General features: G+C 69.7%; 17 protein-coding genes and 1 riboswitch. Of the genes, 7 read left to right on the top strand and 10 right to left on the bottom strand.

What is annotated here, in order from left to right; all coding sequences use genetic code 11:
- Positions 1-3: 3 nt before the first annotated feature.
- Both SKC42_RS08910 and SKC42_RS08905 read right to left on the bottom strand, forming a co-directional pair.
- A complete protein-coding gene (locus SKC42_RS08910; RefSeq protein WP_330963946.1) occupies positions 4-807 on the bottom strand; it encodes an SDR family NAD(P)-dependent oxidoreductase in 804 nt (267 codons plus the stop codon).
- A 22-nt stretch (positions 808-829) separates the two neighbouring features.
- Positions 830-1,882 (bottom strand): SDR family NAD(P)-dependent oxidoreductase, encoded by a 1,053-nt coding sequence (locus SKC42_RS08905; RefSeq protein WP_330963945.1) that lies wholly within the window; start codon positions 1,880-1,882, stop codon positions 830-832.
- A gap of 268 nt (positions 1,883-2,150) precedes the next feature.
- On the opposite strand from SKC42_RS08905, the gene SKC42_RS08900 reads away from it, so the two are divergent.
- The 3 genes from SKC42_RS08900 to SKC42_RS08890 all read left to right on the top strand — a co-directional run bounded on the left by SKC42_RS08900 (position 2,151) and on the right by SKC42_RS08890 (position 4,127).
- Positions 2,151-2,555 carry a group I truncated hemoglobin gene (locus tag SKC42_RS08900; RefSeq protein WP_330963944.1) on the top strand — a complete coding sequence of 135 codons (405 nt, stop codon included), beginning with the start codon at positions 2,151-2,153 and terminating at the stop codon, positions 2,553-2,555.
- Positions 2,556-2,712: 157 nt separating this feature from the next.
- Positions 2,713-3,369, top strand: a complete 657-nt coding sequence (locus SKC42_RS08895; RefSeq protein ID WP_330963943.1) for an MliC family protein — start codon at positions 2,713-2,715, stop codon at positions 3,367-3,369.
- Positions 3,366-4,127: a class I SAM-dependent methyltransferase gene (locus SKC42_RS08890; RefSeq protein WP_330963942.1), complete on the top strand. Its 762-nt coding sequence runs from the start codon at positions 3,366-3,368 to the stop codon at positions 4,125-4,127. The genes SKC42_RS08895 and SKC42_RS08890 overlap by 4 nt, the downstream gene beginning before the upstream one ends.
- 76 nt (positions 4,128-4,203) lie before the next feature.
- Here SKC42_RS08890 and SKC42_RS08885 read toward each other — a convergent pair whose 3' ends face one another.
- Both SKC42_RS08885 and lspA read right to left on the bottom strand, forming a co-directional pair.
- Positions 4,204-5,130, bottom strand: a complete 927-nt coding sequence (locus SKC42_RS08885; RefSeq protein ID WP_330963941.1) for an RluA family pseudouridine synthase — start codon at positions 5,128-5,130, stop codon at positions 4,204-4,206.
- Positions 5,127-5,732: a signal peptidase II gene (lspA, locus tag SKC42_RS08880; protein WP_330963940.1), complete on the bottom strand. Its 606-nt coding sequence runs from the start codon at positions 5,730-5,732 to the stop codon at positions 5,127-5,129. Before lspA ends, SKC42_RS08885 begins: the two co-directional genes overlap by 4 nt.
- A gap of 71 nt (positions 5,733-5,803) precedes the next feature.
- Here lspA and SKC42_RS08875 point away from each other — a divergent pair, with 71 nt between their 5' ends.
- Positions 5,804-6,742: an asparaginase gene (locus SKC42_RS08875; protein ID WP_330963939.1), complete on the top strand. Its 939-nt coding sequence runs from the start codon at positions 5,804-5,806 to the stop codon at positions 6,740-6,742.
- On the opposite strand, the gene SKC42_RS08870 is transcribed toward SKC42_RS08875, so the two are convergent.
- Entirely contained in the window at positions 6,707-8,137 is a 1,431-nt protein-coding gene (locus SKC42_RS08870; protein WP_442932056.1) for a DNA polymerase IV, read from the bottom strand. The two genes, SKC42_RS08875 and SKC42_RS08870, sit on opposite strands and share 36 nt — an antisense overlap.
- Positions 8,138-8,296: 159 nt before the next feature.
- On the opposite strand from SKC42_RS08870, the gene SKC42_RS08865 reads away from it, so the two are divergent.
- The gene (locus SKC42_RS08865; RefSeq protein WP_330963938.1) at positions 8,297-9,124 is read left to right on the top strand and encodes a class I SAM-dependent methyltransferase; all 828 of its coding nucleotides are present in this window, start codon (positions 8,297-8,299) and stop codon (positions 9,122-9,124) included.
- A gap of 7 nt (positions 9,125-9,131) precedes the next feature.
- On the opposite strand, the gene ileS is transcribed toward SKC42_RS08865, so the two are convergent.
- From ileS to SKC42_RS08840, 5 genes are all read right to left on the bottom strand, one after another.
- Positions 9,132-12,269 (bottom strand): isoleucine--tRNA ligase, encoded by a 3,138-nt coding sequence (gene ileS / locus SKC42_RS08860; protein ID WP_330963937.1) that lies wholly within the window; start codon positions 12,267-12,269, stop codon positions 9,132-9,134.
- Between the two features lie 326 nt (positions 12,270-12,595).
- Entirely contained in the window at positions 12,596-12,826 is a 231-nt protein-coding gene (locus SKC42_RS08855; RefSeq protein ID WP_330963936.1) for an Rv1535 family protein, read from the bottom strand.
- A 272-nt stretch (positions 12,827-13,098) separates the two neighbouring features.
- A riboswitch (M-box (ykoK) riboswitch) is annotated at positions 13,099-13,268 on the bottom strand.
- A gap of 220 nt (positions 13,269-13,488) precedes the next feature.
- Positions 13,489-14,145, bottom strand: a complete 657-nt coding sequence (locus tag SKC42_RS08850; protein ID WP_330963935.1) for a TetR/AcrR family transcriptional regulator — start codon at positions 14,143-14,145, stop codon at positions 13,489-13,491.
- Complete coding sequence (locus SKC42_RS08845; protein ID WP_330963934.1) at positions 14,142-15,266, bottom strand: NAD(P)H-dependent flavin oxidoreductase; 1,125 nt, start codon at positions 15,264-15,266, stop codon at positions 14,142-14,144. The genes SKC42_RS08850 and SKC42_RS08845 overlap by 4 nt, the downstream gene beginning before the upstream one ends.
- Before the next feature lie 100 nt (positions 15,267-15,366).
- Positions 15,367-15,939, bottom strand: coding sequence for a carboxymuconolactone decarboxylase family protein (locus tag SKC42_RS08840; protein WP_330963933.1), 573 nt, complete (start codon positions 15,937-15,939; stop codon positions 15,367-15,369).
- Between the two features lie 877 nt (positions 15,940-16,816).
- Here SKC42_RS08840 and pks2 point away from each other — a divergent pair.
- Positions 16,817-23,101 (top strand): sulfolipid-1 biosynthesis phthioceranic/hydroxyphthioceranic acid synthase, encoded by a 6,285-nt coding sequence (pks2, locus tag SKC42_RS08835; RefSeq protein WP_330963932.1) that lies wholly within the window; start codon positions 16,817-16,819, stop codon positions 23,099-23,101.
- Positions 23,102-23,159: 58 nt separating this feature from the next.
- Positions 23,160-24,602, top strand: a complete 1,443-nt coding sequence (locus SKC42_RS08830) for a condensation domain-containing protein (protein WP_330963931.1) — start codon at positions 23,160-23,162, stop codon at positions 24,600-24,602.
- Positions 24,603-24,638 lie beyond the last annotated feature (36 nt).

Here is a 24,638-nt window from a genome sequence, read left to right as displayed (position 1 = left end):
CCATCAGCGGTCGGGCCCGCCGCGGAGTCGCTGACCGATTCTCAGCGCGGGCAGGAGCAGGCTCCGGGGGGCATATCTGCCGCCGGCGCTGGCCGCCTTCGGCACCACGCCCGGCACCACGCTGCGCCTGCCCACGAGCATTCCCCCGATCGCGGCTTCGGCGACGTCGCGGGGCGACACCTGCGCGGCGGGGATGCTGAACCGCTCGGCGTTGGCGATCTCGGCCCATTCGGTGGGGACGGGGCCGGGGCACAGCGCGGTGACCGATACGCCGGTGCCGTGCAACTCCTCGTGGACGGCCTCCGAAAACGTCTGTACGAACGCCTTACTCGCCGAGTAGACCGCCATGTAGGGAAGCGGCTGGAAGCCGGCGATGGAGGCGATGTTCAGCACCGCTCCGGCACCCCGCTCGACCATGCCGGGAAGCGCCGCGTGGGTGAGCTCCATCAGCGCCAGCGCGTTGAGGGTGACCTGCTCGCTCTCCCGCTCGACCGGCAGCGTGTAGAAGAGTCCGCTGGTGCCGAAACCGGCGCTGTTGCACAGGCCGGCCATCGGCTCGGTGCGCAGCCGGTCGGCCAGCTTCGCGCGGCCTTCGCCGTCGCTGAGGTCCAGCGGCAGCACCTCGACCGCGACCGAGTTCTCCTGTCCGACTTCGTTGGCGAGCTCGTCGAGGCGCTCGCGGCGGCGTGCCACCAGCAGCAGTGGGAAGCCACGGCGGGCCAGGCCGCGGGCCAGTTCTGCGCCGATGCCCGAGGAGGCGCCCGTGATGACGACGGTGGTGTGGGTGTCGGGTTTGGGAAGGCTCATGGTGTCACCAATCTATCCCGGGTCACCAATGTATTCCGCGGGTGGCACGCACGAATGCCTCGCTTCTCTTGTCGAATTCCTTGCCGTCGGTGGACGATTCGCCGCCCTTGGCGGCATCCGAGTCTTCGAACATCGCGAAGGCGCGGTTGCGCACCCGATCCATCACCGCGGGGTTGACGGCGTCGGCGACGGCGGCGAACTGGCCGAACGGCGAGCTGGCCCGCCGGGGGCGGTGCACGATCGCGTCCGCGATCACGCCGGCCGCCTGGTCGGGTGTCAGCGCCGGGAACTTGTCGTACAACGTCGTGGGGCTGATCATCGGCGTGCGCACCAGCGCCATGTGCACGGTGGTGAACCTGACGTTGTCGTTGACGGTTTCGGCCTGCAGCGCGTCACAGAGGCTGTCCAGCGCCGCCTTGCTCGCGATGTAGGCACCGAAGCGCGGCGCGCGGGTCTGCACGCCGACCGAGGAGACGTTGACGATCTGACCGTAGCCGCGCTCGCGCATCCCGGGTATGAACTTGAGGATGAGTTGCACGGCGCCGAGGTAGTTCAGCTGCATGGTCCGCTGGTAGTCGTGGATCCTGTCGTAGGACAGAGCCAGCGAGCGTCGAATGGACCGACCCGCGTTGTTGACCAGGATGTCGACTCCCCCGAGATCGGCGAGGACCCGGTCGGCCATCTCGGCGATGGCGTCCGTGTCGGCCAGGTCGCACGGGTACACGTGGGCGGTCCCGCCGCTGCCCTGGATCTCGTCGGCGACCTTCTCAAGGTTTTCCTGGGTGCGCGCGACCAGCACCACCTGCCCCCCGGCCTCCGCGATCTTCTTCGCGGCCGCCTCGCCGATTCCGGACGACCCCCCGGTGATGAGGGCCGTCCGCCCCTGTACTGCGTCCTCGAGCGTGCGCCCCTGAACCGCGTCCAGCAGGTTCCTCAGGTAGAAGGGCCGGTATCGGCCGGCGGAGTTGGGGGTGTTGATGATGTTCGACACCGCCGCGAGCGGCTTCTCAACCAACGCACTGGACACCGCCGCGATCGGCTTTTCCACCAGATTCGTCAAGTCGCCGAGGTTCATCGGTCTTCGCTCCTGAGGTCGGCCCCCCGACCGCGGGGGGCCCGGGCCACCGGGCGGGGCAGTGTGGGTGATGTGACGTCTGTCATAAGGCCAACCTAGGACATCGCTGCGCCGCCGGATGCAGATTTCCGTCAGGTAAACGCCGGCGAGGCCTCACAGCGGAGCGTCCGGTTCGGGCACCTGCGGGCAATGCCGTTGTTACACAGGGTAATCGACGGGTGATCGCGGACTAACTGGCGGGCAACGCCGAGATGTTCCAATCGCTGTTATGAAAATTCTGGCGCACTTCCGCAAACCCGAGCCGGCGACCATCTACGACCGCATCGGCGGGCACGAGGCCCTCGAGGTGGTGGTCGAGGACTTCTATGCCCGCGTGCTCGCCGACGAGCAGCTGTCCGGTTTCTTCAGCGGGACCAACATGAACCGCCTCAAGGGCAAACAGGTCGAATTCTTTGCGGCCGCCCTCGGCGGGCCGGAGCCCTACACCGGGGCGCCGATGAAGCAGGTCCATCAGGGCCGCGGCATCACCATGCTGCACTTCAACCTGGTGGCCGGGCATCTCGCCGACGCGTTGGGCGCGGCCGGGGTGCCGTCCGCAACGGTGGCGGAGATCCTCGGCGCCATCGCGCCGCTGGCACCGGAGATCGCCACCAGCGACGCCGCGAAGGTCTGAGCGACTTTCGCCCAGCCTTTCGTCGTTCACCAAGATCGCGGGCAGGGCTGCCATCACGTGCCCACCACGACCACGCCGGCAATTTCGCCGACAAGAAAACCGCCGGCGTAGGGCGTGTCGCGCACCGGATGCGCCGCGCAGCCGGTAGTCAGCTCGTATGAGACTGGTCGTGGCGTGCGCCGCGGCGCTGCTACTGGGCGCCTGCGGCTCGAAAACCGCTTCTCCCCCGCCCAATTCCGGCACTACATCGTCCGGCACTGCAGCGTCCGCCAATGCGCCGGCCACCAGCACGTCGGCCGCCGCCGGCACCTTCGACTGCGCCCGGCCGGCGAACCCCGCCCAGCAGTTGGTCTGCAACGATCCGCAGCTGACCGGGCTCGACCACCGGGTGCAGACCGCCTACCAGCAGGCGCTGGGGCGTCCCGGCGCCGACACGGCGGGGCTCAACAGCGCACAGGGCGCGTGGACGGCGGTTCGCGACGGCTGCGGCGGGGCCGCCGACACGCGGCCCTGCCTAGAGGAGGCGTACCAGACCCGGTTGGTGCAGCTCGCGATCGCCGACCCGGCCACGGCAGCCCCGCCCGTGGTGACCTACAACTGCCCCGCCGGTTCCGGGCCGCTGACCGCGCAGTTCTACAACCAGTTCGACCCGCAGACGGCGGTGCTGAACTGGAAGGGGACGCAGCAGATCCTGTTCATCAGGCCGGCCGCCAGCGGCGCCCACTACGGCAACCGCGGCGCCGACTTCTGGGAGCACCAGGGCGACGTGAACGTCGAGCTGGGCGGCACCAAGTTCGTCTGCCACACGCAATGAGTCGCACCTTCGACGACCTGGTGGCGGAGGCCGAGGAGGCTCCCGTCGACGGCTGGGACTTCTCCTGGCTGGACGGACGGGCAACCGAGGAGCGGCCGTCGTGGGGCTACCAGCGGCTGATGAGCGATCGGCTGGCCGCCGTCTCCGCGGCGCTCGACATCGACACCGGCGGCGGGGAGGTGCTCGCCGGCGCGACTCGATTCCCGCCCACGATGGCGGCGATCGAGTCGTGGCCGCCCAACGCCGCGTTGGCCACCAAGCTCCTGCACCCCCGCGGCGTGGTGGTGGTCGCCACCGGCGACGACCCCGGGTTGCCGTTCGCAGACGAGGCGTTCGACCTCGTGACCAGCCGCCACCCGATCGACGTGCGGTGGGCCGAAATCGCCCGGGTGCTGCGGCCGGGCGGCCGCTACCTCGCCCAGCAGATCGGGCCGGCGACGATGGCCGAGCTGGTCGAACACTTCGTCGGGCCGCAGCCGGAGAAATGGGCCGAACTACACCCCGACACCCAGCGCGCGCGGGCCGAGGCCGCCGGCCTCCGAGTGGTCGACCTCCGGATGGAGCGGATGCGGGCCGAGTTCTTCGACATCGGCGCCGTCATCTACTTCCTGCGCAAGGTGGTCTGGACCGTTCCCGACTTCACGGTGCAGCGCTACCGCGACCGGTTGGTCGAGCTCCACGAGCGCATCGCGGCGGACGGCCCCTTCGTCGCCCACTCCACCCGGGTCCTCGTCGAGGCCCGCAAGCCGGCTGAGTGATCGCAAGCGCGGCGAAGCCGGGCGCTGGGGGCACCCCCAGCGAAGCTTGGGGGACGGGTCGCGACCATCAGACTGATCAGGCCTCGTCGCGCAGGACGTCCAGCGCGTGCTGCAGATCGGCCGGGTACGGGCTGACGAACTCCACCCGCCTACCATCGGCCGGATGGGCGAACGCCAACGATCGCGCATGCAGCCATTGGCGTTCCAGCCCAAGTCTTTTCGCCAATTTGGGGTCCGCCCCGTATACCAGGTCACCGCAGCACGGATGATGCAGCGCCGAGAAGTGCACCCGGATCTGGTGCGTGCGGCCGGTCTCAAGGTGCACGTCCAGCAGGCTCGCGGCGACGAACGCCTCGAGGGTGTCGTAATGGGTGAGGCTGTGGCGGCCGTCGGTGGTGACCGCGAACTTCCACTCCCCACCGCGGTGGCGGCCGATCGGCGCGTCGATGGTCCCGCTGGACGGGTCCGGATGCCCCTGCACCAGCGCGTGGTACCGCTTTTCGACGGTGCGCTGCTTGAACGCCCGCTTGAGCACCGTGTACGCCCGCTCGGACAGCGCCACCACCATCACACCGGAGGTGCCGACGTCGAGGCGGTGCACGATGCCCTGCCGCTCGGGCACGCCGGAGGTGGTGATCCGGTACCCGGCGGCGGCCAGTCCGCCGAGCACGGTCGGTCCGCTCCAGCCGACCGAGGCGTGCGCCGCCACCGCGGCGGGCTTGTCGACGACGACGATGTCGTCGTCGGAATACAGGATCGTCATGCCCTCAATGTCGACGGGGGTGTTCTGCGGCGGGGCCGGCGCCTCCGGCAGCCGGACCTGCAGCCACGCCCCACCGGTCAGCCGGTCGGACTTGCCGGCCTGCACGCCATCCAGCTCGACGCCGCCGTCTTCGGCGATGGCTGCGGCGGCGCTGCGGGACACCCCCAGCAGGCGCGCCAGTCCCGCGTCGACGCGCATGCCCGTCAACCCTTCCGGAACGGGCATCGAACGGTCGGTCAACGCTGACCGGCTTTCCGCGGCTCGGCGGCGTCCCCGTCGGCCCTGCGCCGACCGACGGCGTCGAAGTCGTAGCCGAACACCGACAGCACCACCAGCAGGATGGCGCCGCCGACGACCGCCGGGTCGGCCACGTTGAACACCGGCCACCAACCGACCGACAGGAAGTCCACGACGTGGCCGCGGAGCGGGCCGGGAGCGCGGAAGAAGCGGTCCACCAGGTTGCCCATCGCGCCCCCGAGGATCATCCCCAGGCCCACCGCCCACCACGGCGAGACCAGCCGCCGGCCCATCCAGAAGATCCCGGCCACCACGCCGGTGGCGATCAGCGTGAGCAGCCAGGTGTAGCCCGTCGCCATCGAGAAGGCGGCGCCGGAATTGCGCACCAGGGTCCAGGTGACCGTGTCACCGATGATCGACACGGGCTGGCCCGGCGGCAGCAGCCTGACCGCCAGCACCTTGGTAACGACGTCCAGGGTCAACACGACGGCCGCCACCGACAACAGGAGCCGCAACCGCCTCGGCGGCCGCGGCGCGGGAGCCGCCGACTCCCCTCCAGCCTTCTCGGCTGAGGTCACCGGCTCGGTCGATCGTTCCTCAGGCACTCTCTCATCATCCCCTAATCCGGCCGCGGGCCGGCCGAAGTTCGCCGGCAGCGTGCGCGATGATTTCTACTATGGCCCGCCTGACCGTCATCGCCACCGGCGGCACGATATCGACCAGCACCGGTGCCGACGGGGTCCGCCGGCCGGCACGCCGCGGAGCGGACCTAACGGCGGCCCTGGGCGCGGCGCACGACGTCGACGTCGTCGACGTGTCGGCCGTCGACAGCTCGGAGCTGACGCTCGGCGACTGGGACCGGATCGGGGCCGCGGTCCGATCCGCCGTCGACGGGGGCGCCGACGGCGTCGTCGTCACCCACGGCACCGACACCCTGGAGGAGACCGCCCTGTGGCTCGACCTCACGTATGGCGGGTCGGCGCCGGTGGTCCTGACCGGCGCCATGCGCAGCGCCGACGCTCCCGACGCCGACGGCCCGGCCAACCTGCGCGACGCGCTGGCGCTGGCGGCCAGCCCGGCCGCCCGTGACCTCGGAGTACTGGTGTGTTTCGCGGGCCGGGTGCTGCAGCCGCTGGGCATGTACAAGGTCGCGACGCAGGACCTCAGCGGCTTCACCGGCGAGCTGCTCGGCACGGTCGACGGCGCCGTCTCGCTGACCGGCGCGAAGACCCGGCCGCTCCTGGGAGAGCTCAGCGCCGCCGCCGCGCCGCGGGTCGACATCGTCGCGGTCTACCTGGGCAGTGACGGGGTGGCGCTGGATGCGTGTGTTTCCGCGGGGGCGCGGGCCGTGGTGCTCGAGGCGCTGGGTTCGGGCAACGCGGGAGCCGCGGTCGTCGACGCCGTGCGCCGGTGGTGCGCCGACGGCGTGACCGTCGCGGTGTCCACGCGGGTGCCGGGCGGGCGGGTCGGCGCCGGCTACGGCCCCGGACACGCCATGGCCGCGGCCGGCGCGCTGATGGTGCCGCGGGTGCGGCCCCCGCAGGCCCGGATCCTGCTGATGGGCGCGCTGGCTGCGCAACTACCGGTCGCCGAGATCATCGGCCGGTGGGGCTGAGTCGACGGCGGCCTCCAGGGCCTGCAGGACGCCGACGTAATCCGGCCAGTCCAGGGAGTCGACGGGGTTGGTCTTGACCAGCTCGTCGGTGCCGACGGCGAACGTCCGGGCCTGTCCCGGCCCAGACGAGCGGGTCTCGAAGCGCACCGTGACGACTCCATGGCCGGCGCCCTGCACCCAGCCGTGCCCGAATTCGCGGTGCGCGACGTCATCTCCCACCCGCCACCCCGCATCGCCTCCCACCGGCCACCCCGGTTCCCGCGCCGGGGCGAACATCGCCTCGGTCGCGGTTTCTGGGGGCTGGCTCTCCAGCGGGTCACCCGCCAGATCGAGGTCCGGGAAGAGCGACTCCTGCCGCACGTCGCTTAACCCCGAAAACCCCACGCCGAGAAGGCGAATCGGCCCGATCTCGCGGGGGTCGAGCAGCAGGCGGCGGGCCACGGCGACGAGCGCGCCGGGTTCGGTCGTCGCATACGGCAGCGTGGCCGAACGGGTCAGCGTGCTCATGTCGGACTTCTTCAGTTTCACCGTCACGGTCCGCGCGCCGCGCCCGTCGCGCAGCAGGCGTTGGTGCGCGTGTTCGGCGATCGGGCCGATGGCCTCGTGCAGCTGCTCGAGGCTGCCGAGGTCGACCGCGAAGGTGGACTCGGCACTGATCTGCTTGGCCTCGGCCCGCTCGGCGACGGGCCGGTCGTCGATGCCGCGCGCCAGGCGGTGTAGCGCGGGGCCGATCGTCGCGCCCAGGATGTTGGCCGCCTCCGCGTCGGTCAGGGCGGCCAGTTGCCCGATCGTTTCGATCCCGAGCCGGTGCAGCTTCTCCTCGGCGACCGGGCCGATCCCCCACAGCCGCCGCACCGGCAGCCCGTCCAGCAGCAGCCGTTCCTCGGCCCGTCGGACCACCCGGATGCCGTCCGGCTTGGCCAGGCCCGACGCGATCTTGGCGATCTGCTTGCCCGAGCCCGCACCGACGGAGGCGGTCAGGCCCGTCTCCTCGCGCACCCGGCCCCGCAAGCCTTCGCAGAACTCCTCGACCTCTTCGGCCGACGCCCCGGCGAGCTGCGGCGGTTCGGCGAAGCCCTCGTCGAAGGACAGCTGCTCGACGACGGGCACCATGGCGCGCACCGTTTCGAAGACCCGCCGGCTGGCCAGCCCGTAGACCACGCCGCGCGGCGGCAACACCACAGCGCTGACGCCGATCAGCCGGCGCGCCTGGTGCATCGGCATGGCCGACCGCGCCCCGTACACGCGGGCCTCGTAGCTGGCGCCTGCCACCACACCGCGTCCGCCCAGCCCGCCGACCAGCACCGGCCGCCCCCGCAGGGTCGGTCGGGTCAGTTGCTCGACGGACGCGAAGAACGCATCCATGTCCAGGTGCAGCACCCAGCGGGACTCCACACTGGGGAATGCTAGGCCCGGCCCGTCGCCCGTCGCGGCGTACCGCGCCGCGCGGGCCACATCATCCGCGGAATCGTTTGCTGGAAAACGCATTTCGTAATGTGGAGGGTGTGTCCGGCGCCGATGGACCGGACGGGGCCGTAGGACGGAGTGCTAGCAATGTCACCTGAACCCTCATCTTCACCGGAGTTGTACCGGCTCCGGGACGTGGCGGAGTCCTTCGGGGTGGACGCCGCGCGGTATGACCGGGCGCGCCCGAGCTATCCCGAGGCGCTGATCCAGCGCGTCGTCGCCGCCAGCCCCGGGGTCGAGTTCCTCGATGTCGGCTGCGGCACGGGCATCGGGGCGAGGCAGTACCGGGCGGCCGGTCGCACGGTGCTGGGCGTCGACGTGGACGCGCGAATGGCGGACTTCGCCCGGAGCACCGGGATTGAGGTGGAGGTCGGCAAGTTCGAGGATTGGGACGCCAGGGGCCGCACCTTCGACGCCGTCGTCGCCGGGCAGGCCTGGCACTGGGTCGACCCCGTGCGGGGCGCCGAAAAGGCCGCGCGGGTGCTGCGCCCGCGCGGGCTGCTGGCGGTGTACTGGCACGTCTTCGACCCGCCGCGCGAGGTCGGCGACGCCTTCGACGAGGCCCTGCACCGGGTGGCGCCCGACGCGCCGCTGCAGCACCGGGCGTCCGACGGCAGCGAGGTGGGCAATCCCGCCTTCGACCTGCAGGAGGGCAATCTCCGGCGGGCCCTCGAGGGCGTCCGGGCGACCGGCGAGTTCGGCGAACCCGAGCAGTGGCGGTTCGAATGGGAGCGGCATTACAGCCGCAACGAATGGCTGGACCACCTGCCGACCATGGGCACGCTCACCCAGCTCGCCCCGGACCAGGTCGCGACCGTGCTGGAGCCCGTGGCGGCCGCGCTCGACTCGATCGGCGGCGGCTTCACCATGCACTACGTCACGCTGGCCGCCGCGGCGACCCGCAACGGGGGCTGACCGACCGTCACGCCTTGGCGATGCTCACCCGCACACCGTCGCCGATCTCGGCCCCGTCCGCCGGTTCCCCGAACTCGAAGCCGGTCGCGAGGATCTCCCCCGCGATCAGGTCGCGGTGGGTCTCCGCCCAGCCCAGGCGCTCGGCGGGCACCGCCATCACCACGGAGATCCGGTCGGACACGTCCAGCCCGGTCGACTTGCGCAGCTCCTGGAGCTCGCGGATGCGGTCCTTCGCCCAGCCCTCGGCCTCCAGCTCCGGGGTGACGGTGCCGTTGAGCACGACCAGGCCCGCGCCGTCGGCCAGCGCGGCGGTGGACTCGGGCTCGGCGGCCACCAGCCGTGAGCTGTACTCCTCGGGCTGCAGCACCGCCGGGCCCGCGGTCAGGGTGCCGTCGGCGTTGACGACGCCCTCGCCGGCCTTGACCGCCTTGATCGCGGCCTGCACGTCCTTGCCCAGGCGTGGCCCCGCCACGCGGGCGTTGACGGTCAACTCGAAACGGCCGTAGGCGTCGATGGCGTCGGTCAGCTCGACGGACTTGACATTCAGCTCGTCGGCGATCAGGTCCACGAACGGCTCCAGTCGCCGCGGATCATCGACCGCCACAGTCAATTTCGGCAGCGGCAGCCGGACGCGCAGCTTTTTGGCCTTGCGCAGCGACGACGCGGCCGAGCACACCTCGCGGACCTGGTCCATCGCGGCGACCAGGTCGGGGTCGGCGGGCACCACGCCGTTGTCCGGCCAGTCGGTGAGGTGAACCGAGCGCCCGCCGGTCAGGCCACGCCAGACGATCTCGGTGACCGACGGCAGCAGCGGGGCGGCCAGCCGTGCCGTCACCTCCAACACGGTGTGCAGCGTGTCGATGGCCTCGGGATCTTCTTCCCAGAAGCGCGAACGCGACCGGCGCACATACCAATTGGTCAGCGCCTCGGTGAACAGGCGCAGGTGTTCGCAGGCCCGGGAGATGTCACAGGCCTCCATCTCGTTGGTCAGGTCGTCGCGCAGGTCGGACAGCTTGGCCAGGATGTAGCGGTCCAGCACGTGCGTCGAATCGGTGCGCCAGGCGCCAGCTTTGGGCGCGTAGAGCGCCAGGAAGCTGTACGCGTTCCACAGTGGCAGCTGCACCTGCCGCACGCCCTCGCGGATGCCCTGCTCGGTGACGATGAGGTTGCCGCCGCGCAGGATCGGCGAGGCCATCAGGAACCAGCGCATGGCGTCGGAGCCGTCGCGGTCAAACACCTCGCTGACGTCGGGGTAGTTGCGCAGCGACTTGCTCATCTTCTGCCCGTCTGACCCGAGTACGATCCCATGTGCCACACAGGTTTTGAACGCCGGACGGTCGAACAAGGCGGTGGCAAGCACGTGCAGGGTGTAGAACCAGCCGCGGGTCTGGCCGATGTACTCGACGATGAAGTCCCCCGGGTAGTGGGTGTCGAACCACTGTTCGTTCTCGAACGGGTAGTGCACCTGGGCGTACGGCATCGAACCGGAGTCGAACCAGACGTCGAGCACGTCGGGGATGCGCCGCATCCTGCTGCGGCCGGTCGGGTCATCGGGGTTCGGACGGGTGAGCTCGTCGATATAGGGCCGGTGCAGATTGGTCGGACGCACGCCGAAGTCGCGCTCGAGTTCGGCCAGGCTGCCGTAAACGTCGATGCGCGGATAGGCGGGGTCGTCGGACTTCCACACCGGAATCGGCGTACCCCAGTAGCGATTTCGCGAGATCGACCAGTCGCGGGCGCCCTGCAGCCACTTGCCGAACTGGCCGTCCTTGACGTGGTCGGGATGCCACGTGATCTGTTGGTTGAGCTCGACCATGCGGTCGCGGAATTCCGTGACGGCAACAAACCATGACGAAACCGCCCGGTAGATCAGCGGGTTGCGGCAGCGCCAGCAGTGCGGGTAGGGGTGCTCGTATGTCTCGTGGCGCACCAGGACCGCGCCGTTGGCGTCGGCCGGGCCACCGCCGCTCTTCAGGTCGCGGATGATCTGTGCGTTGGCCGCGAAGACGTGCTGCCCCTGGTAATCCGGGACGGTGGCGTCGAAGCGGCCCCGCGCGTCAACCGGTGTCACCGGCACGATGCCGACCTTGTCGGTGGTCGCCATGTCGTCCTCGCCGTAGGCGGGCGCCATGTGGACGATGCCGGTGCCGTCCTCGGTGGTCACGAAATCGCCGGGCAGGACCTGGAAGGCGTTGGCGGTATCCGCGAAATACGGAAACGGCGGCAGGTACCGCGTGCCCAGCAGGTCCGTCCCGCGATAGGTGCCCAAAACCTCGGGCTCGTCCCCGAACTCGCGCGCGTAGGCGGCCAGCCGCGGCTCCGCCAGCACGAATCGACGATCGCCCACTCGGATCTCGACGTAGGTGACATCGGGGTTGACGGCCACCGCGAGGTTCGACGGCAGCGTCCACGGGGTGGTCGTCCACACCAGGAGGTGGGCGCCGTCCAGCTCACCGCCGACCACCTTAAACCCGACGGTCAGAGCGGGGTCCTGGCGGCTCTGATAGACGTCGTCGTCCATCCGCAGTTCGTGATTGGACAACGGGGTCTCGTCGCGCCAGCAATACGGCAGCACGCGGTAGCCCTCGTACGCCAGGCCCTTGTCCCACAGCTGCTTGAACGCCCAGATCACCGACTCCATGTAGGGCAGGTCGAGCGTCTTGTAGTCGTTGTCGAAGTCGACCCACCGCGCCTGGCGCGTCACATACGCCTGCCACTCGTCGGTGTAGCGCAACACCGAGGCCCGGCAGGCGTCGTTGAACGCCGCGATCCCCATCTCGTCGATCTGCGACTTGTCGGTGATGCCGAGTTGGCGCTCGACCTCGAGTTCGGCGGGCAGCCCGTGGGTGTCCCAGCCGAAGCGGCGGTCGACCTTGTAGCCGCGCATGGTGCGGTACCTCGGGACGATGTCCTTCACGTAGCCCGTGAGCAGGTGCCCGTAGTGCGGCAGCCCGTTGGCGAACGGGGGCCCGTCGTAGAACACGTATTCCGGGGCGCCGTCACGCCTGGCGATGCTGGCACGGAACGTGTCGTCGCGCGCCCAGTAGTCGAGCACCTCGAGCTCGAGCGCCGGAAAGTCCGGCGCCCCCCCGGCCAATTTCGGGTAGGCCCGAACGGAGTCCTCGCGGTCAGCGTTGTCGGTCACGATTGCGTCCTTTGCGCCCCAAAGCCTTTGGCCGGGGACGACGACGCGCGATGTGCGCGAGCGCCGCGGTACCACCCCGCTTGCCCCACTCGCGCGGGGCCGCTCGACTCGGGCTGTGACGGACCCACCCGTTCGGTTCTACTGAGCCGTGTCGGCCGTTCTTCCGAAGGCTCCCCGGTGATGGCCGGATCGACGCCGCTGGATCAATTCTAGTGAATGCCGCAAATCGGTGAACGATCGCTCCGAGGGGTCACCTGACCTCAGGCGGACCTGCGTTCGGGTGGCCCCTCGGAGCATCGATTGCTCGCTGCCCATCGAAGACCCGCTCAGGCCTGGACTTCGAGCACCCCGACCCGCCACAGCGCCGCGTACAGGTGGCGCAGCGGGATGCTCAGCAGGCGGGTCGCACCCTCCACCAGCGGGTCGCCGGGGGTGTTGTGGACGCGGCGGCTGCCCTTCTTGGGCGCCTGGGCGGGAAGCGTGTCGGAGTCGCGCACCACCGTCAGCACGGGGGCGGGCGCTACGGTGACCACTTCGTCGAACAGAACTGCGGTCATGATGACCTCCTAGACGGATTTCCGTTGGGGACTAACAGGACTGACGCGTCCCGTCCCTTGTCGGTTCCGATCCCGGACCGCTTGGCGCGCAAGCGGATCGACGACTCAGAGCAGATCGTCGTGCCGGAGACCGGATCGGGACGAGACGCAGCTCGGACTTCGGTCCGGACTATCGCTGGAACTCATGTGTCCCTCACCTCCTCACGGTCACGGCGCATGCGGTCATCCGCACACGTACACGCAGGAGAACGAAACCCGGCGAACGCCGGAGATCCGCACCCCTCTCGTCAGAGCTTTGGCACTACACGACGTGTCCGGTAACCCGGAAGCCACCTGGGCTCAACCCTTAAGCCGGGAGGAGCTGTCCTGACCCGGGGCGTCTTTCGACGTTCGGGGTCAGTGGCCTGTATTCGTGTAGACGCCTCACCTAACGAGGTGCATACCCGACCGATAATGCACGACGGCTCTGGTGAGGTCAAACTCCTCCGAGGCGTGTTCCACGATCTTTACCTGGTCGTAAGCATGCCCACAGGCGACGGCCAGCTTTGCGGCTCGCGGCCGCGCCAATCCACGCCCACGACACATAACCGCCTGCGACGACACGCCGACCAGACCCGCAATGGCTTATGACTCGCGGGGCCGCGGGCTTTCCCCCCCGGCCGTCAGGTGGCCAACTCGTCCGCCCGCGGGCGCAGGCCGTCGAGAACCAGCGCGACGACGAAGTCGGTGACCTGAGCGGCGGTGACGCCGTCGTCGGTACTCAGCCGCCGATGCGCCAGCTGCCCGACGAGCGCGGCCAGCGAGTACGCCGCCATCCTGGGCGGGGCGGCCACGACCTCGCCGCGCTCCTGAGCGGTGACGACGAAGGTTTCCAGATGGTCGATGAACCGCTCGTAAATCCCGCCCAGGTGCCGTTCGAATCGCTCCCCCAGCGCGTAGGGGTCGCGGAGCAGCAGCTTCGCGGTGGCCTTGTCGGCTTCGAAGTACTCCAGCGTCGCGAGCACGGACCGTTCCAGCAGGGTGCGCAGCGTGGCCTCGCTGCCATCGGTTCCCACGACTCCGCTCAGCGCGGAAGCGATGTGCTCGCGCAGGGCCGTCTCCTCCACCGCCATCAACGCGTGGAACAACTCGTCTTTCGACTGGAAGTACCAGTAGACCGAGCCGTAGGCCAGACCCGCCTGCTTGGCGATGTCGGCGATCGTGGTCTCGTGAAAACCCTTGCGTGCGAAGACCTCTTTGGCGGCCGCCATGATCTGGTCGCGCCGCTGCGACTTGTCCTCCTCGCTCACCGCGCGGCGTCGCCCGGCGCCGGCGGTCACCTCTCGACCAGGCTCTCGAGCTTCCCGATGGTGTCGATGAACTCCTCGACCATCTCGAGCACGACCGCGCGAGCGGGCCGGACGCGGTCGAGCGACCCCACCACCTGCCCGACGAAGTAGGTCGCCAGCTCGCGGGCCTTGGACCCCGGATGGCCGGCGGCCTGATTGATGCGCACCTGGGGCTCGTTCACCAGGGCGCTCTGCAGCGGCATGCCCAGCGGCGCCGGGCTGTCGGGCCGCTCCCACTCCTCGGTCCAGGCCGTCCGCAGCATCCGCGCCGGCTTGCCGGTCATCGACCGCGACCGCACGGTGTCGGACGAGCTGGCGGCCAGGAACTTCTCCTTCACCACCGGCGCCGTCTCGGCTTCTTCGGTGGTCAGCCACACCGACCCGCACCACACGCCCTCCGCCCCCAGCGCTAGGGCGGCGGTGACCTGGCGGCCGCGGGCGATCCCGCCGGCGGCCAGCACGGGAACGGGCGCGACGGCGTCGACCACCTCGGGAACCAGGACCATGGTCGACACCTCGCCGGTGTGGCCGCCGGCCTCGGTCCCCTGGGCGACAATCAGGTCCACGCCGGCCGCCGCGTGCCGCTGCGCGTGGCGCGTCGTCCCGGCCAGGGCCGCCACCAGCACGTCACGCTCGTGGGCGCGCTCGACGAGGTCGGCCGGGGGCGGGCCGAGCGCGCTGGCAATCAGCCGGATGTCGTGCGCGAAGGCCACCTCGAGCAGCGGCTCGTAGCCCTTGGGCGAGATGTTGAGCCCACCGGACGACGCGCGCCGTTCATCGGCAGGCGCCGCGACCCCGTAACGGTCCAGCAAGTCGTCGACAAAGGTGCGGTGCTCCTCGGGCAGGAGTTCACGCGCCTGCTTGCCGTCGATCCCGCCCCGTTCGGCGCCAACGTATTTGGGCGGCAACAGCAGGTCGACCCCGTAGGGCTTGCCACCCGTCTGCTCCTCGATCCAGGCTAGCTCGCTCTCGAGCCGCTTGGGGCTGTGGGCGACGGCGCCGAGGATTCCGAAACCGCCCGCGTTGGTGACGGCCGCGACCACGTCGCGGCAGTGACTGAAGGCACAGATCGGGAACTCGACGCCGAGCATTTCGGCGACTCGGGTACGCATTCGCACGACGCTAGGAGTTACTGACTGATAAGTCAATCAGCACCGCGGGCCGCCATCGTCACGTGCATCGCGACCGGTCACCGCCGGCCCGCCCACCGTGTCAGTCCACCTCCGGCGCGCGGCCGTCCGGCGGCCAGCTCGACACCCCCTCCTCCAGCGGAACCTGGAGGCTGCGCAACAGCGATGCCACCATGCGCCACGCCCCGATCGCGGTGACAAGTTCGACCAAAACCGTTGCGTCACCGCCTAGTTCGCGGTCACAGGCGGCCCAGCTGCGCTCGCTGACCAGGCCGTCGCGCACCACGTCATCGGTGGCGGCCAGCACCGCCCGCTCGGCCGCCCCGAATCCGGCGTGGGACGGCCAGTCGCGCACTGCGAGCAGGTCGTCGTGCGTCACACCCAACCGCGACGCGACGCGCCAGTGCTGCGTCCACTCGTAGTCGCATCCGGTGAGCCACCCGATCCGCATGATCGCCAGCTCCCGCAACCGGGGGTCGAGTGACCCGTGCCACAACATGGTGGCGAGCAGGTCGTTGATCGCACGCGCCAACGGCGGATGATTCAGCAGCACCTGGAAGATGCTGAGCTCGGCCATGTAGTCCGGCACAGCGGCTTCGTCGGCGGCGGCCTTGGCCTCGTCGAGCGGCAACGGCGGTACGCGCGGTGTTGTCATGCCCCGAGCATTCCGCGTGGCGCGTTCCCCGGGAAGCCGCAATCGTGGCGCAAGTCGGCCGGCGCCGGACGCCCGGCGAAACGGCATGGGCCGCAATGCGAAAGGACGCCGCCGAATCCGCCGTGGGAAGCCGCGACCCGAATGAGATTGGCGGCGAGGCGCTTAGCCCCGCCCGGCCGCACCGTCAAGGCCGGCGGACGCCTCCCGGGCGCCGACGGCATGCCGCTTAACTTGCGATCCTAGAGATTTCATCGATTCCCACACGGGGATTCGCACAAAGCTCTAGCATGACCTCATTCGGCATCTCCGACGCAGCGTTTGCACGCGTGTGTAATTACCGCTGCCTAACCCCTTTCGGGCGCTTCCGGGGTGACAGTTAGCAAACCTAGACACTCGCGCGCTGCCACGTCGTTTCATGACGAACGGGGGTGTTTTGCGTCACACAGCCGGGCCATGGATATCCCCGCCGGTACTTTCCGTGGAGCAAAATCCAATGGGGCACCCCGGCGACGCGGACAGCCTTGGGGCGCAACGGCTCTAAGCTGCGACTATAACGCAAATGTAACGCAGGCGTAGCGGTTGAGACGCGGCCATCAAGCAACCGAATTTGGCCCCTGATCTGCCCACCGGCGGTTGGAGGCCTGTTAAATTTTTGTACGTCCGCCCGATTTTTCCACGCGTGCCGAGCTAAGCCGCTACGCTGCTGATCGCGCCAGCTTCTTACGGTTCGGTTCCGTGGGGGGGTCGGTGGGTTTCCCTGCGACGTCGCGGGACTTCGCAGGTGTGACAAAAAAACTCGGCGATATTTTCGGAAGCCCTGATAAGAGCTGGCCGCAGTGATAGGAACTTGGGGATAGGCAAGGAGAGGTGAAGGAAAGTGGATAGGGCAGGAGTGACTCCGGTAGCTGTCATCGGGATGGCATGCCGGCTGCCGGGGGGCATCAACTCCCCTGACCTCTTTTGGGAAGCGTTGTTGCGCGGGGATGACTTTGTCAAGGAAATCCCCGCAGATCGCTGGGACGTCGATTACTACTACGACCCGGAACCGGGCGTTCCCGGTCGATCGGTATGTAAGTGGGGCGCGTTCCTCGACGCCGTCGGCGACTTCGACCCCGAGTTCTTCGGCATCACCGAAAAAGAAGCCACCGCGATGGATCCGCAGCACCGGCTGCTCATGGAGACCGCGTGGGAGGCCATGGAGCACGCCGGCCTCACCAAGGACACCATCGCCGACGCCACCGGCGTGTTCGTCGGATTGAACTACGGCGACTACCAATTCGTGCATGCAGCGACCGATGCGTTCGACGGGCCCTACGGAAACCCCGGAACGATCTCCTGCATGGCATCCGGGCGCGTGGCCTACGCGCTCGGAGTGCACGGTCCCGCCTCCACGGTGGACACCGCGTGCTCGTCGGGCCTCTACGCCATCCACCAGGCCTGCCGCAGCCTCAACGACGGCGAGAGCGAGCTCGCGTTCGCGGGCGGCGTCAACGTCATGATGGAGCCGCGCAGGTCCGTCTCCGCGTCCGCGGGCGGCATGCTGTCGGGCACCGGGCACTGCCACGCGTTCGACGTTAAGGCCGACGGGTTCGTGTCCGGCGAGGGTTGCGTCATGCTGCTGCTCAAGCGCCTGCCGGACGCTCAGCGCGACGGCGACCGCATCCTGGGCGTCATCCGCTCGACGGCGGCCAACCAGGACGGCCACACCCCGAACATCGCCATGCCGTCGGGCGAGGCGCAGGCCGCGGTGTACCGCGCCGCACTGGCCGCGGCCGGCGTCGACGCCGGCACCGTCGGCTTGGTGGAGGCGCACGGCACCGGCACCCCGGTCGGCGACCCCATCGAGTACGCAAGCACCGCCGCGGTATACGGCAAGGGAAGCCCCTGCGTCCTGGGCGCCTCCAAGACCAACTTCGGTCACACCCAGGCCGCCGCCGGCGCGCTCGGCCTGATGAAGGCCGTCCTGTCCGTCCAGCACGGTGTGGTGCCCAAAAACCTGCACTTCGAGGCCCTGCCCGACGAGATGGCCCGGGTCGAGACCGGACTGTTCGTGCCGCAGGAGACCACGCAGTGGCCGCTGGAGGGCACCCAACCCCGGCGGGCGGCCGTGTCGGCGTACGGCATCTCCGGCACCAACGTACACGCCATCGTCGAGCAAGCTCCCGAGCCGCTCGTCCGCAACGGCGCGGCTATCCGCCCGAGCAGCGACGCGATGCTCTTCCCGCTCTCGTCCTCGTCGGCCGAGGGGTTGCAGGAGACCGCCGCGAAGCTTGCGGACTGGGTCGAGGCGCACGCGCGGACCGTGGCGACGCCCGACCTGGCCTACACCCTCGCCCGCAAGCGTGGGCACCGGTCGGTGCGCACGGCCGTGCTCGCCCGCGACAACGCCGAGCTGCTGACGGCGCTGCGCGAGGTCGCCAACGGCGACGCCATCTACTCCGAGGTCGTCGGCCAGGAGGAGCGCGGCCCCGTCTGGGTGTTCTCCGGACAGGGCTCGCAGTGGGCCGCGATGGGCGCGGACCTCCTGGCGAAGGAGCCCACCTTCGCCGCGACCATCGCCGAGATCGAGCCGCTGATCGCCGCCGAGTCCGGCTTCTCGGTGACCGAGGCGCTTACCGCGCCGCAGAAAGTCACCGGCATCGACCGCGTGCAGCCGACCATCTTCGCCATGCAGGTCGCCCTGGCCGCCACGATGAAGACCTACGGCGTACAGCCGGGCGCGGTCATCGGCCACTCGATGGGTGAGTCCGCCGCCGCCGTCGTCGCGGGGGCGCTCTCGCTCGAGGACGGCGTGCGGGTCATCTGCCGCCGGTCGCGGCTGATGACGAAGATCGCCGGCTCCGGCGCGATGGCGTCGGTGGAACTGCCGGCGCAGCAGGTGCTCTCGGAGCTGATGGCGCGCGGCGTCAACGACGCCGTGGTGGCGGTGGTCGCGTCCCCGCAGTCCACCGTGATCGGCGGCGCGACCGACACGGTCCGCGAGCTGGTGGCGGCCTGGGAGGCGCGCGAGGTGATGGCCCGTGAGGTGGCCGTCGACGTGGCGTCGCATTCGCCGCAGGTCGACCCGATCCTCGACGAGCTCTACGACGTGCTGGCCGAGATCGAGCCGCTGACCCCCGAGGTGCCGTACTACTCGGCCACGTCGTTCGACCCCCGCGAGGAGCCGTACTGCGACGCCAACTACTGGGTCGACAACCTGCGGCACACGGTTCGGTTCTCCGCGGCGGTGCAGGCCGCGCTGGAGGACGGCTTCCGGGTGTTCGGCGAGCTGTCTCCGCACCCGCTGCTGACCCACGCGGTCGACCAGACCGCCCGCAGCCTGGACATGACCGTTGCGGCCCTGGCGGCCATGCGGCGCGAGCAGCCGCTGCCCAACGGCCTGCGTTCCCTGGTCGGTGACCTCTTCTCGACGGGCGCCTCGGTCGACTTCTCGGTGCTCTACCCCAACGGGCACCTGGTCGACGCCCCCCTGCCGGCCTGGACGCACCGGACGCTGCTGCTGAGCCGCGAGGGCCACAGCTCCCGCGCGCTGCGGTCCAGCGTCGCGGTGCACCCGCTGATGGGTCAGCACGTGCGCCTTCCGGAGGAACCGGAACGTCACGTCTGGCAGGCCGACATCGGGACCGCGACGCTGCCGTGGCTGGGCGACCACCAGGTCCACGGCACCGCCACCCTCCCCGGCGCCGCCTACTGCGAGATGGCGCTGGCCGCGGCCCGCACCGTCTTCGGCGAGGCGTCCGCGGTCCGCGACGTCCGCTTCGAGCAGATGCTGATGCTCGACGAGGAGACCCAGATCAGCCTCACCGCCACCGCCGAGGTGCCGGGCGCGCTGAACTTCGTGGTCGAGACCAACGAGGACGGCGTGCAGGCACGCCGGGCCTCGGCGGTGCTGCAGTCCGTCGTGGACGAGGAGTTCCCCGCCGCACAGGACATCGAGTCGCTGCTCGCGGCACACCCGAGCCGCCTGGAGGGCAACGACCTCCGCGACGCCATGGACCTGGCCGGCATTCAGTACGGCCCCGCCTTCACGGGCCTGGCCGCCGCGCTCACCGCCGAGGGCACCGGAACTACGGTGCTGGCCGAGATCGGCCTGCCCAGCGTGATCCGCACGCAGCAGACGAGCTACGGCGTGCATCCCGCGCTGCTGGACGCGTGCTTCCAGTCGGTGGCCGCTCACCCCAGTGTGGCGAGTGCCAGCCTGGGCGGCCTGCTGCTCCCCCTGGGCGTCCGCGAGCTGCGGACCCACGGTCCGGTGCATGCGGCGCGCTACTGCTACTCGCGGGTGACCGCGGCGACCGGTGGCGGGATCGAGGCCGACCTCGACGTCCTCGACAAGCACGGCGCCGTGCTGCTGGCCGTCCGCGGCCTGCAGATGGGCACCGGCGTTTCGCCGAGCGGCGAGCGCGCCAGGGTGATGAACGAGCGGCTGCTGACCGTCGAATGGCAGCAGCGGCAACTGCCCGAGGTGGCGACCACCGAGCCCGGCTCGTGGCTGCTGATTAGCACCGCGGACTCAGCGGACCTGGTGGCGGCGGCATACACCGACGCGCTGAAGGTGCACGACGCGGAGTGCGCGACGGTGTCGTGGCCGCAGGATGCCGACCACGCGGCGACGGCCGGCCGGCTGCGCGACCAGATCGCCCGCGGCGGGTTCACCGGCGTGGTGCTGCTGACCTCGCCGAAAAACGGCAACCTCGACGAGGACTCCCCGGTCCGGGCCGGTGAGTACGTTCGCCACCTGGTGCGTATCGCGCGGGAACTGCCGGAGATCCAGGGCGAGGCGCCGCGGCTGGTCGTCATCACCCGGAACGCCCAGACGGTGTTGCCGGAGGACGTCCCCAACCTCGACCAGGGCGGCCTGCGTGGCCTGCTGCGGGTGATTGGTGCCGAGCACCCGCACCTGCACACCACCCACATCGACGTCGACGAGCAGACCGGTGCCGAGCAGGTGATTCGCCAGCTGATCCTGGTCGGCCCGGACGAGGACGAGACCGCCTGGCGCAACGACGAGTGGTACACGGCGCGCCTGTGCCCCTCCCCCCTGCGTCCCGAGGAGCGGCAGACCACCATCGCCGCCCACGAGAACGACGGCATGCGGATGCAGATCCGGATGCCCGGTGACCTGCAGACGATGGAGTTCGCGGCGTTCGACCGGGTCCCCCCGGGCCCGGGCGAGATCGAGGTCGCCGTGACGGCGTCGAGCATCAACTTCGCCGACGTCCTCAACGCCTTCGGCCGCTACCAGAGCCTGGACGGGATCCTGCCGAAGCTGGGCACCGACTTCGCGGGCGTGGTGTCGGCCGTCGGGCCGGATGTCACCAACCACAAGGTCGGCGACCACGTCGGCGGCATGTCGCCCCACGGCTGCTGGGCCACGTTCGTCACCTGTGACGCGCGGCTGGCCACGAAGCTGCCGGAGGGGCTCACCGACGCGCAGGCCGCGGCGGTCACCACCGCGCACGCCACCGCCTGGTACGGGCTGAACGACCTGGCCCGCATCAAGGCCGGCGACAAGGTCCTGATCCACTCCGGAACGGGTGGCGTCGGGCAGGCGGCAATCGCGATCGCCCGCGCCGCGGGTGCGGAAATCTTCGCCACGGCCGGGAGCGAGGGACGCCGACAGCTGTTGCGGGACATGGGCATCGAGCACGTGTACGACTCGCGCAGCGTCGAGTTCGCCGACCAGATCCGCCGGGACACCGACGGCTACGGCGTTGACATCGTGCTGAACTCGGTGACGGGTGCCGCGCAGCTGGCCGGGCTGAAACTGCTCGCGTTGGGTGGGCGGTTCGTCGAGATCGGCAAGCGCGACATCTACGGGGACACCAAGCTCGGCCTCTTCCCCTTCCGTCGCAACCTCGCGTTCTGGGGTGTCGACCTCGGGTTGATGTCGGTCAGCCACCCGGCGGAGACCAGCGAAATCCTGAGCACGGTCTACCGGCTGACGGCGGAGGGCAAGCTGCCGATGCCGGAGAGCACCCACTACCCGCTGGCCGAGGCCGCCACGGCGATCCGGGTGATGAGCGCGGCCGAGCACACCGGCAAGCTCATCCTCGACATCCCGCAGGCCGGACGCAGCAGCGTGGTCCTGCCGCCCGAGCAGGCCCCGGTGTTCCGTCGTGACGGCTCGTACATCATCACCGGTGGTCTGGGCGGCCTGGGCTTGTTCCTGGCCGAGAAGATGGCCGCCGCGGGTGCGGGACGGATCGTGCTGACCTCGCGGTCGGAGCCCACGCAGAAGGCGCTTGAAACGATCGAGCTCGTCCGAGCGATAGGTTCTGACGTGATTGTCGAGTGCGGGGACATCGCCCAGGCCGACGTCGCGCAGCGACTGGTCGCCACGGCGACCGCAACCGGGCTGCCGTTGCGCGGCGTGCTGCACGCGGCCGCGGTGGTCGAGGACGCGACCCTGACCAACATCACCGACGAGTTGGTCGACCGCGACTGGGCGCCGAAGGTGTACGGCGCGTGGAACCTGCACGAGGCCACCGCTGGCCAGTCTCAGAAAGCGGACCTGGACTGGTTCTGCTCGTTCTCCTCGGCGGCCGCCCTGCTGGGTTCGCCCGGGCAGGGTGCCTACGCCGCGGCGAACAGCTGGCTGGACGCCTTCACCCACTGGCGGCGGGCCCAGGGCCTGCCGGCCACGGCGATCGCCTGGGGCGCCTGGGGTGAGATCGGCCGGGGTGCGGGCTTCGCCGAGGGCACCGGCGCGGCGATCACCCCCGACGAGGGCGCATACGCGTTCGAGTCGCTGCTGCGCCACGACCGGGCTTACACGGGCTACACCCCGCTCATTGGGACGCCGTGGATCTCGTCCTTCGCGGAACGCAGCAAGTTCCTCGAAATGTTCAAGTCCGCAGGCGAGAAGCGGTCGGGTTCCGGCAAGCTCCGCGCCGAACTGGCGGAGCTGCCGCTCGACGAGTGGCCGAGCCGCCTGCGGCGTCTGCTCGCCGAGCAGATCGGTCTGATCCTGCGCCGCAACATCGATCCCGACCATCCGTTGTCGGAATACGGTCTCGACTCGCTGGGTAACCTCGAACTACGCACACACATCGAGTCCCAGACGGGGGTCCGCATCACCTCGGCCGATATCACCACGGTCCGGGGGTTGGCAGACCACCTGTTCGAGAAGCTGGCACCAAAAGAGGGCGCACCTGCGTGACGAATTTCGTGACGGCAACGTGGCCTGAACTGCAGCGGCTGGAAACTAGGGAGGAAACGTGTTCATAGGCGGAGGTTCCGAGCACGACAGCCTGCGGGTTGGTAACGCTTACGACTGGGATCCGGGGGCGGGTTCGATCGTGACGTGGCAGCCGACGCCCGGTTGTGTCGCGAAAGCCAAGCAGGCGCCGGTGAGTTCGGTTCCGCCGAGCTCGATGCAGGCGGGCCACCTTCGGGGGTACGTCGAGTTCCGCGACAAGGGACTGGACTACTCGCGAGCCGTCATGGGTTCGTGGAACGTGCCGGGCAAGTGCGACATTCGCGCGATGACCTACGTCATCAACGCCCACCTGCGGCGCCACGCGACGTACCACAGCTGGTTCGAGTTCGAGGGCGAGAACATCGTCCGCCACACGATGACGAACCCTCGCGACATCCAGTTCGTCGCGAAGCAGTACGGCGTGATGACCCAGCAGGAGTGGCAGGACCACGTCCTCGGGACGCCCGACCCGCTGCAGTGGGATTGCTTCCGGTTCGGCATCATTCAGTACGCCGACTGCTTCTCGCTGTACGCGGTCGTCGACCACCTGCACTGCGACCCGATGCTGATCGCGGGGCTCTACGTCGAAATCCTGATGAACTACACCTCGATCCTCGAGGGCAAGGCTCCCGTCTCGCTGCCCCCGGCGGCCAGCTACGACGAGTTCTGCCTGCGCGAGCAGCAGACGGTAGCGTCCATGACCCTGGACTCGCCGGAGGTTCGCACGTGGGTCGAGTTCGCGGAGGCCAACGGCGGCACCCTGCCCGATTTCCCACTGCCGCTTGGGGATCAGTCCATCCCGTGCGGCGGTGACGTCCACGTCGAGCAGCTGCTCGGCCCGGACCAGACCGCTCAGTTCGAGGCGCTGTGCCAGCGGGCCGGCGCCCGGTTCAGCGGTGGCCTGTTCGCCTGCTCGGCACTGGCCAACTACGAATTGTCCGGCGCGGAAACGTATTACGGCCTCACGCCGACCGACAAGCGCAAGAGCCCGGCGGACTTCATGACGGTGGGTTGGTTCACTGGCGTGGTGCCGTTCACGGTTCCCGTCGACCCCAACTCCTTCGAGGAGACGGCGCGCGCCGCGCAGGCCTCCTTCGACGCGAACATGCACTGCGCCAACGTGCCCTTCGACCGCGTGCTAGAGCTGGCACCCTGGCTGAAGAAGTACGGTCCGCAGTTCACCATGATGAGCTACATGGACGCCGGGCTCCCGCCGCTGTCGGCGATCGTCGCGACCGCGCTGGACGGCGTGAGCGCAACCGCCTTCACCGACGGCCGCAGCCCGGCCTACATGTACTCGACGGTGTTCCGCCTGTTCGACGAGGTCTCCATCATGGTGTCCTACCCGAACAACCCGATCGCCCGGGAGTCCGTGATGCGGTACACGGCGCAGCTGAAGTCGGTGTTCAGCCGGGTGGTCGCGGGCAGCTTGGCGGGGGTTCCGGTTCGCGTCGCCAGGTGACGTTCGCAGGATCGCCCCTCACCACGCACGGAAAGC

Source organism: Mycobacterium sp. 050134 (assembly GCF_036409085.1).
In the GTDB taxonomy this organism is placed as follows: domain Bacteria; phylum Actinomycetota; class Actinomycetes; order Mycobacteriales; family Mycobacteriaceae; genus Mycobacterium.
This window is presented reverse-complemented; position numbering and strand designations above follow the sequence as displayed.

Excerpts from the sequence above, each read along its gene's own strand:
- SKC42_RS08910 (WP_330963946.1), bottom strand. The coding sequence starts at position 807 with ATGAGCCTTCCCAAACCCGACACCCACACCACCGTCGTCATCACGGGC.
- SKC42_RS08905 (WP_330963945.1), bottom strand. The coding sequence starts at position 1,882 with ATGAACCTCGGCGACTTGACGAATCTGGTGGAAAAGCCGATCGCGGCG.
- SKC42_RS08900 (WP_330963944.1), top strand. The coding sequence starts at position 2,151 with ATGAAAATTCTGGCGCACTTCCGCAAACCCGAGCCGGCGACCATCTAC.
- SKC42_RS08895 (WP_330963943.1), top strand. The coding sequence starts at position 2,713 with ATGAGACTGGTCGTGGCGTGCGCCGCGGCGCTGCTACTGGGCGCCTGC.
- SKC42_RS08890 (WP_330963942.1), top strand. The coding sequence starts at position 3,366 with ATGAGTCGCACCTTCGACGACCTGGTGGCGGAGGCCGAGGAGGCTCCC.
- SKC42_RS08875 (WP_330963939.1), top strand. The coding sequence starts at position 5,804 with ATGGCCCGCCTGACCGTCATCGCCACCGGCGGCACGATATCGACCAGC.
- SKC42_RS08865 (WP_330963938.1), top strand. The coding sequence starts at position 8,297 with ATGTCACCTGAACCCTCATCTTCACCGGAGTTGTACCGGCTCCGGGAC.
- SKC42_RS08855 (WP_330963936.1), bottom strand. The coding sequence starts at position 12,826 with ATGACCGCAGTTCTGTTCGACGAAGTGGTCACCGTAGCGCCCGCCCCC.
- SKC42_RS08845 (WP_330963934.1), bottom strand. The coding sequence starts at position 15,266 with ATGCGTACCCGAGTCGCCGAAATGCTCGGCGTCGAGTTCCCGATCTGT.
- SKC42_RS08840 (WP_330963933.1), bottom strand. The coding sequence starts at position 15,939 with ATGACAACACCGCGCGTACCGCCGTTGCCGCTCGACGAGGCCAAGGCC.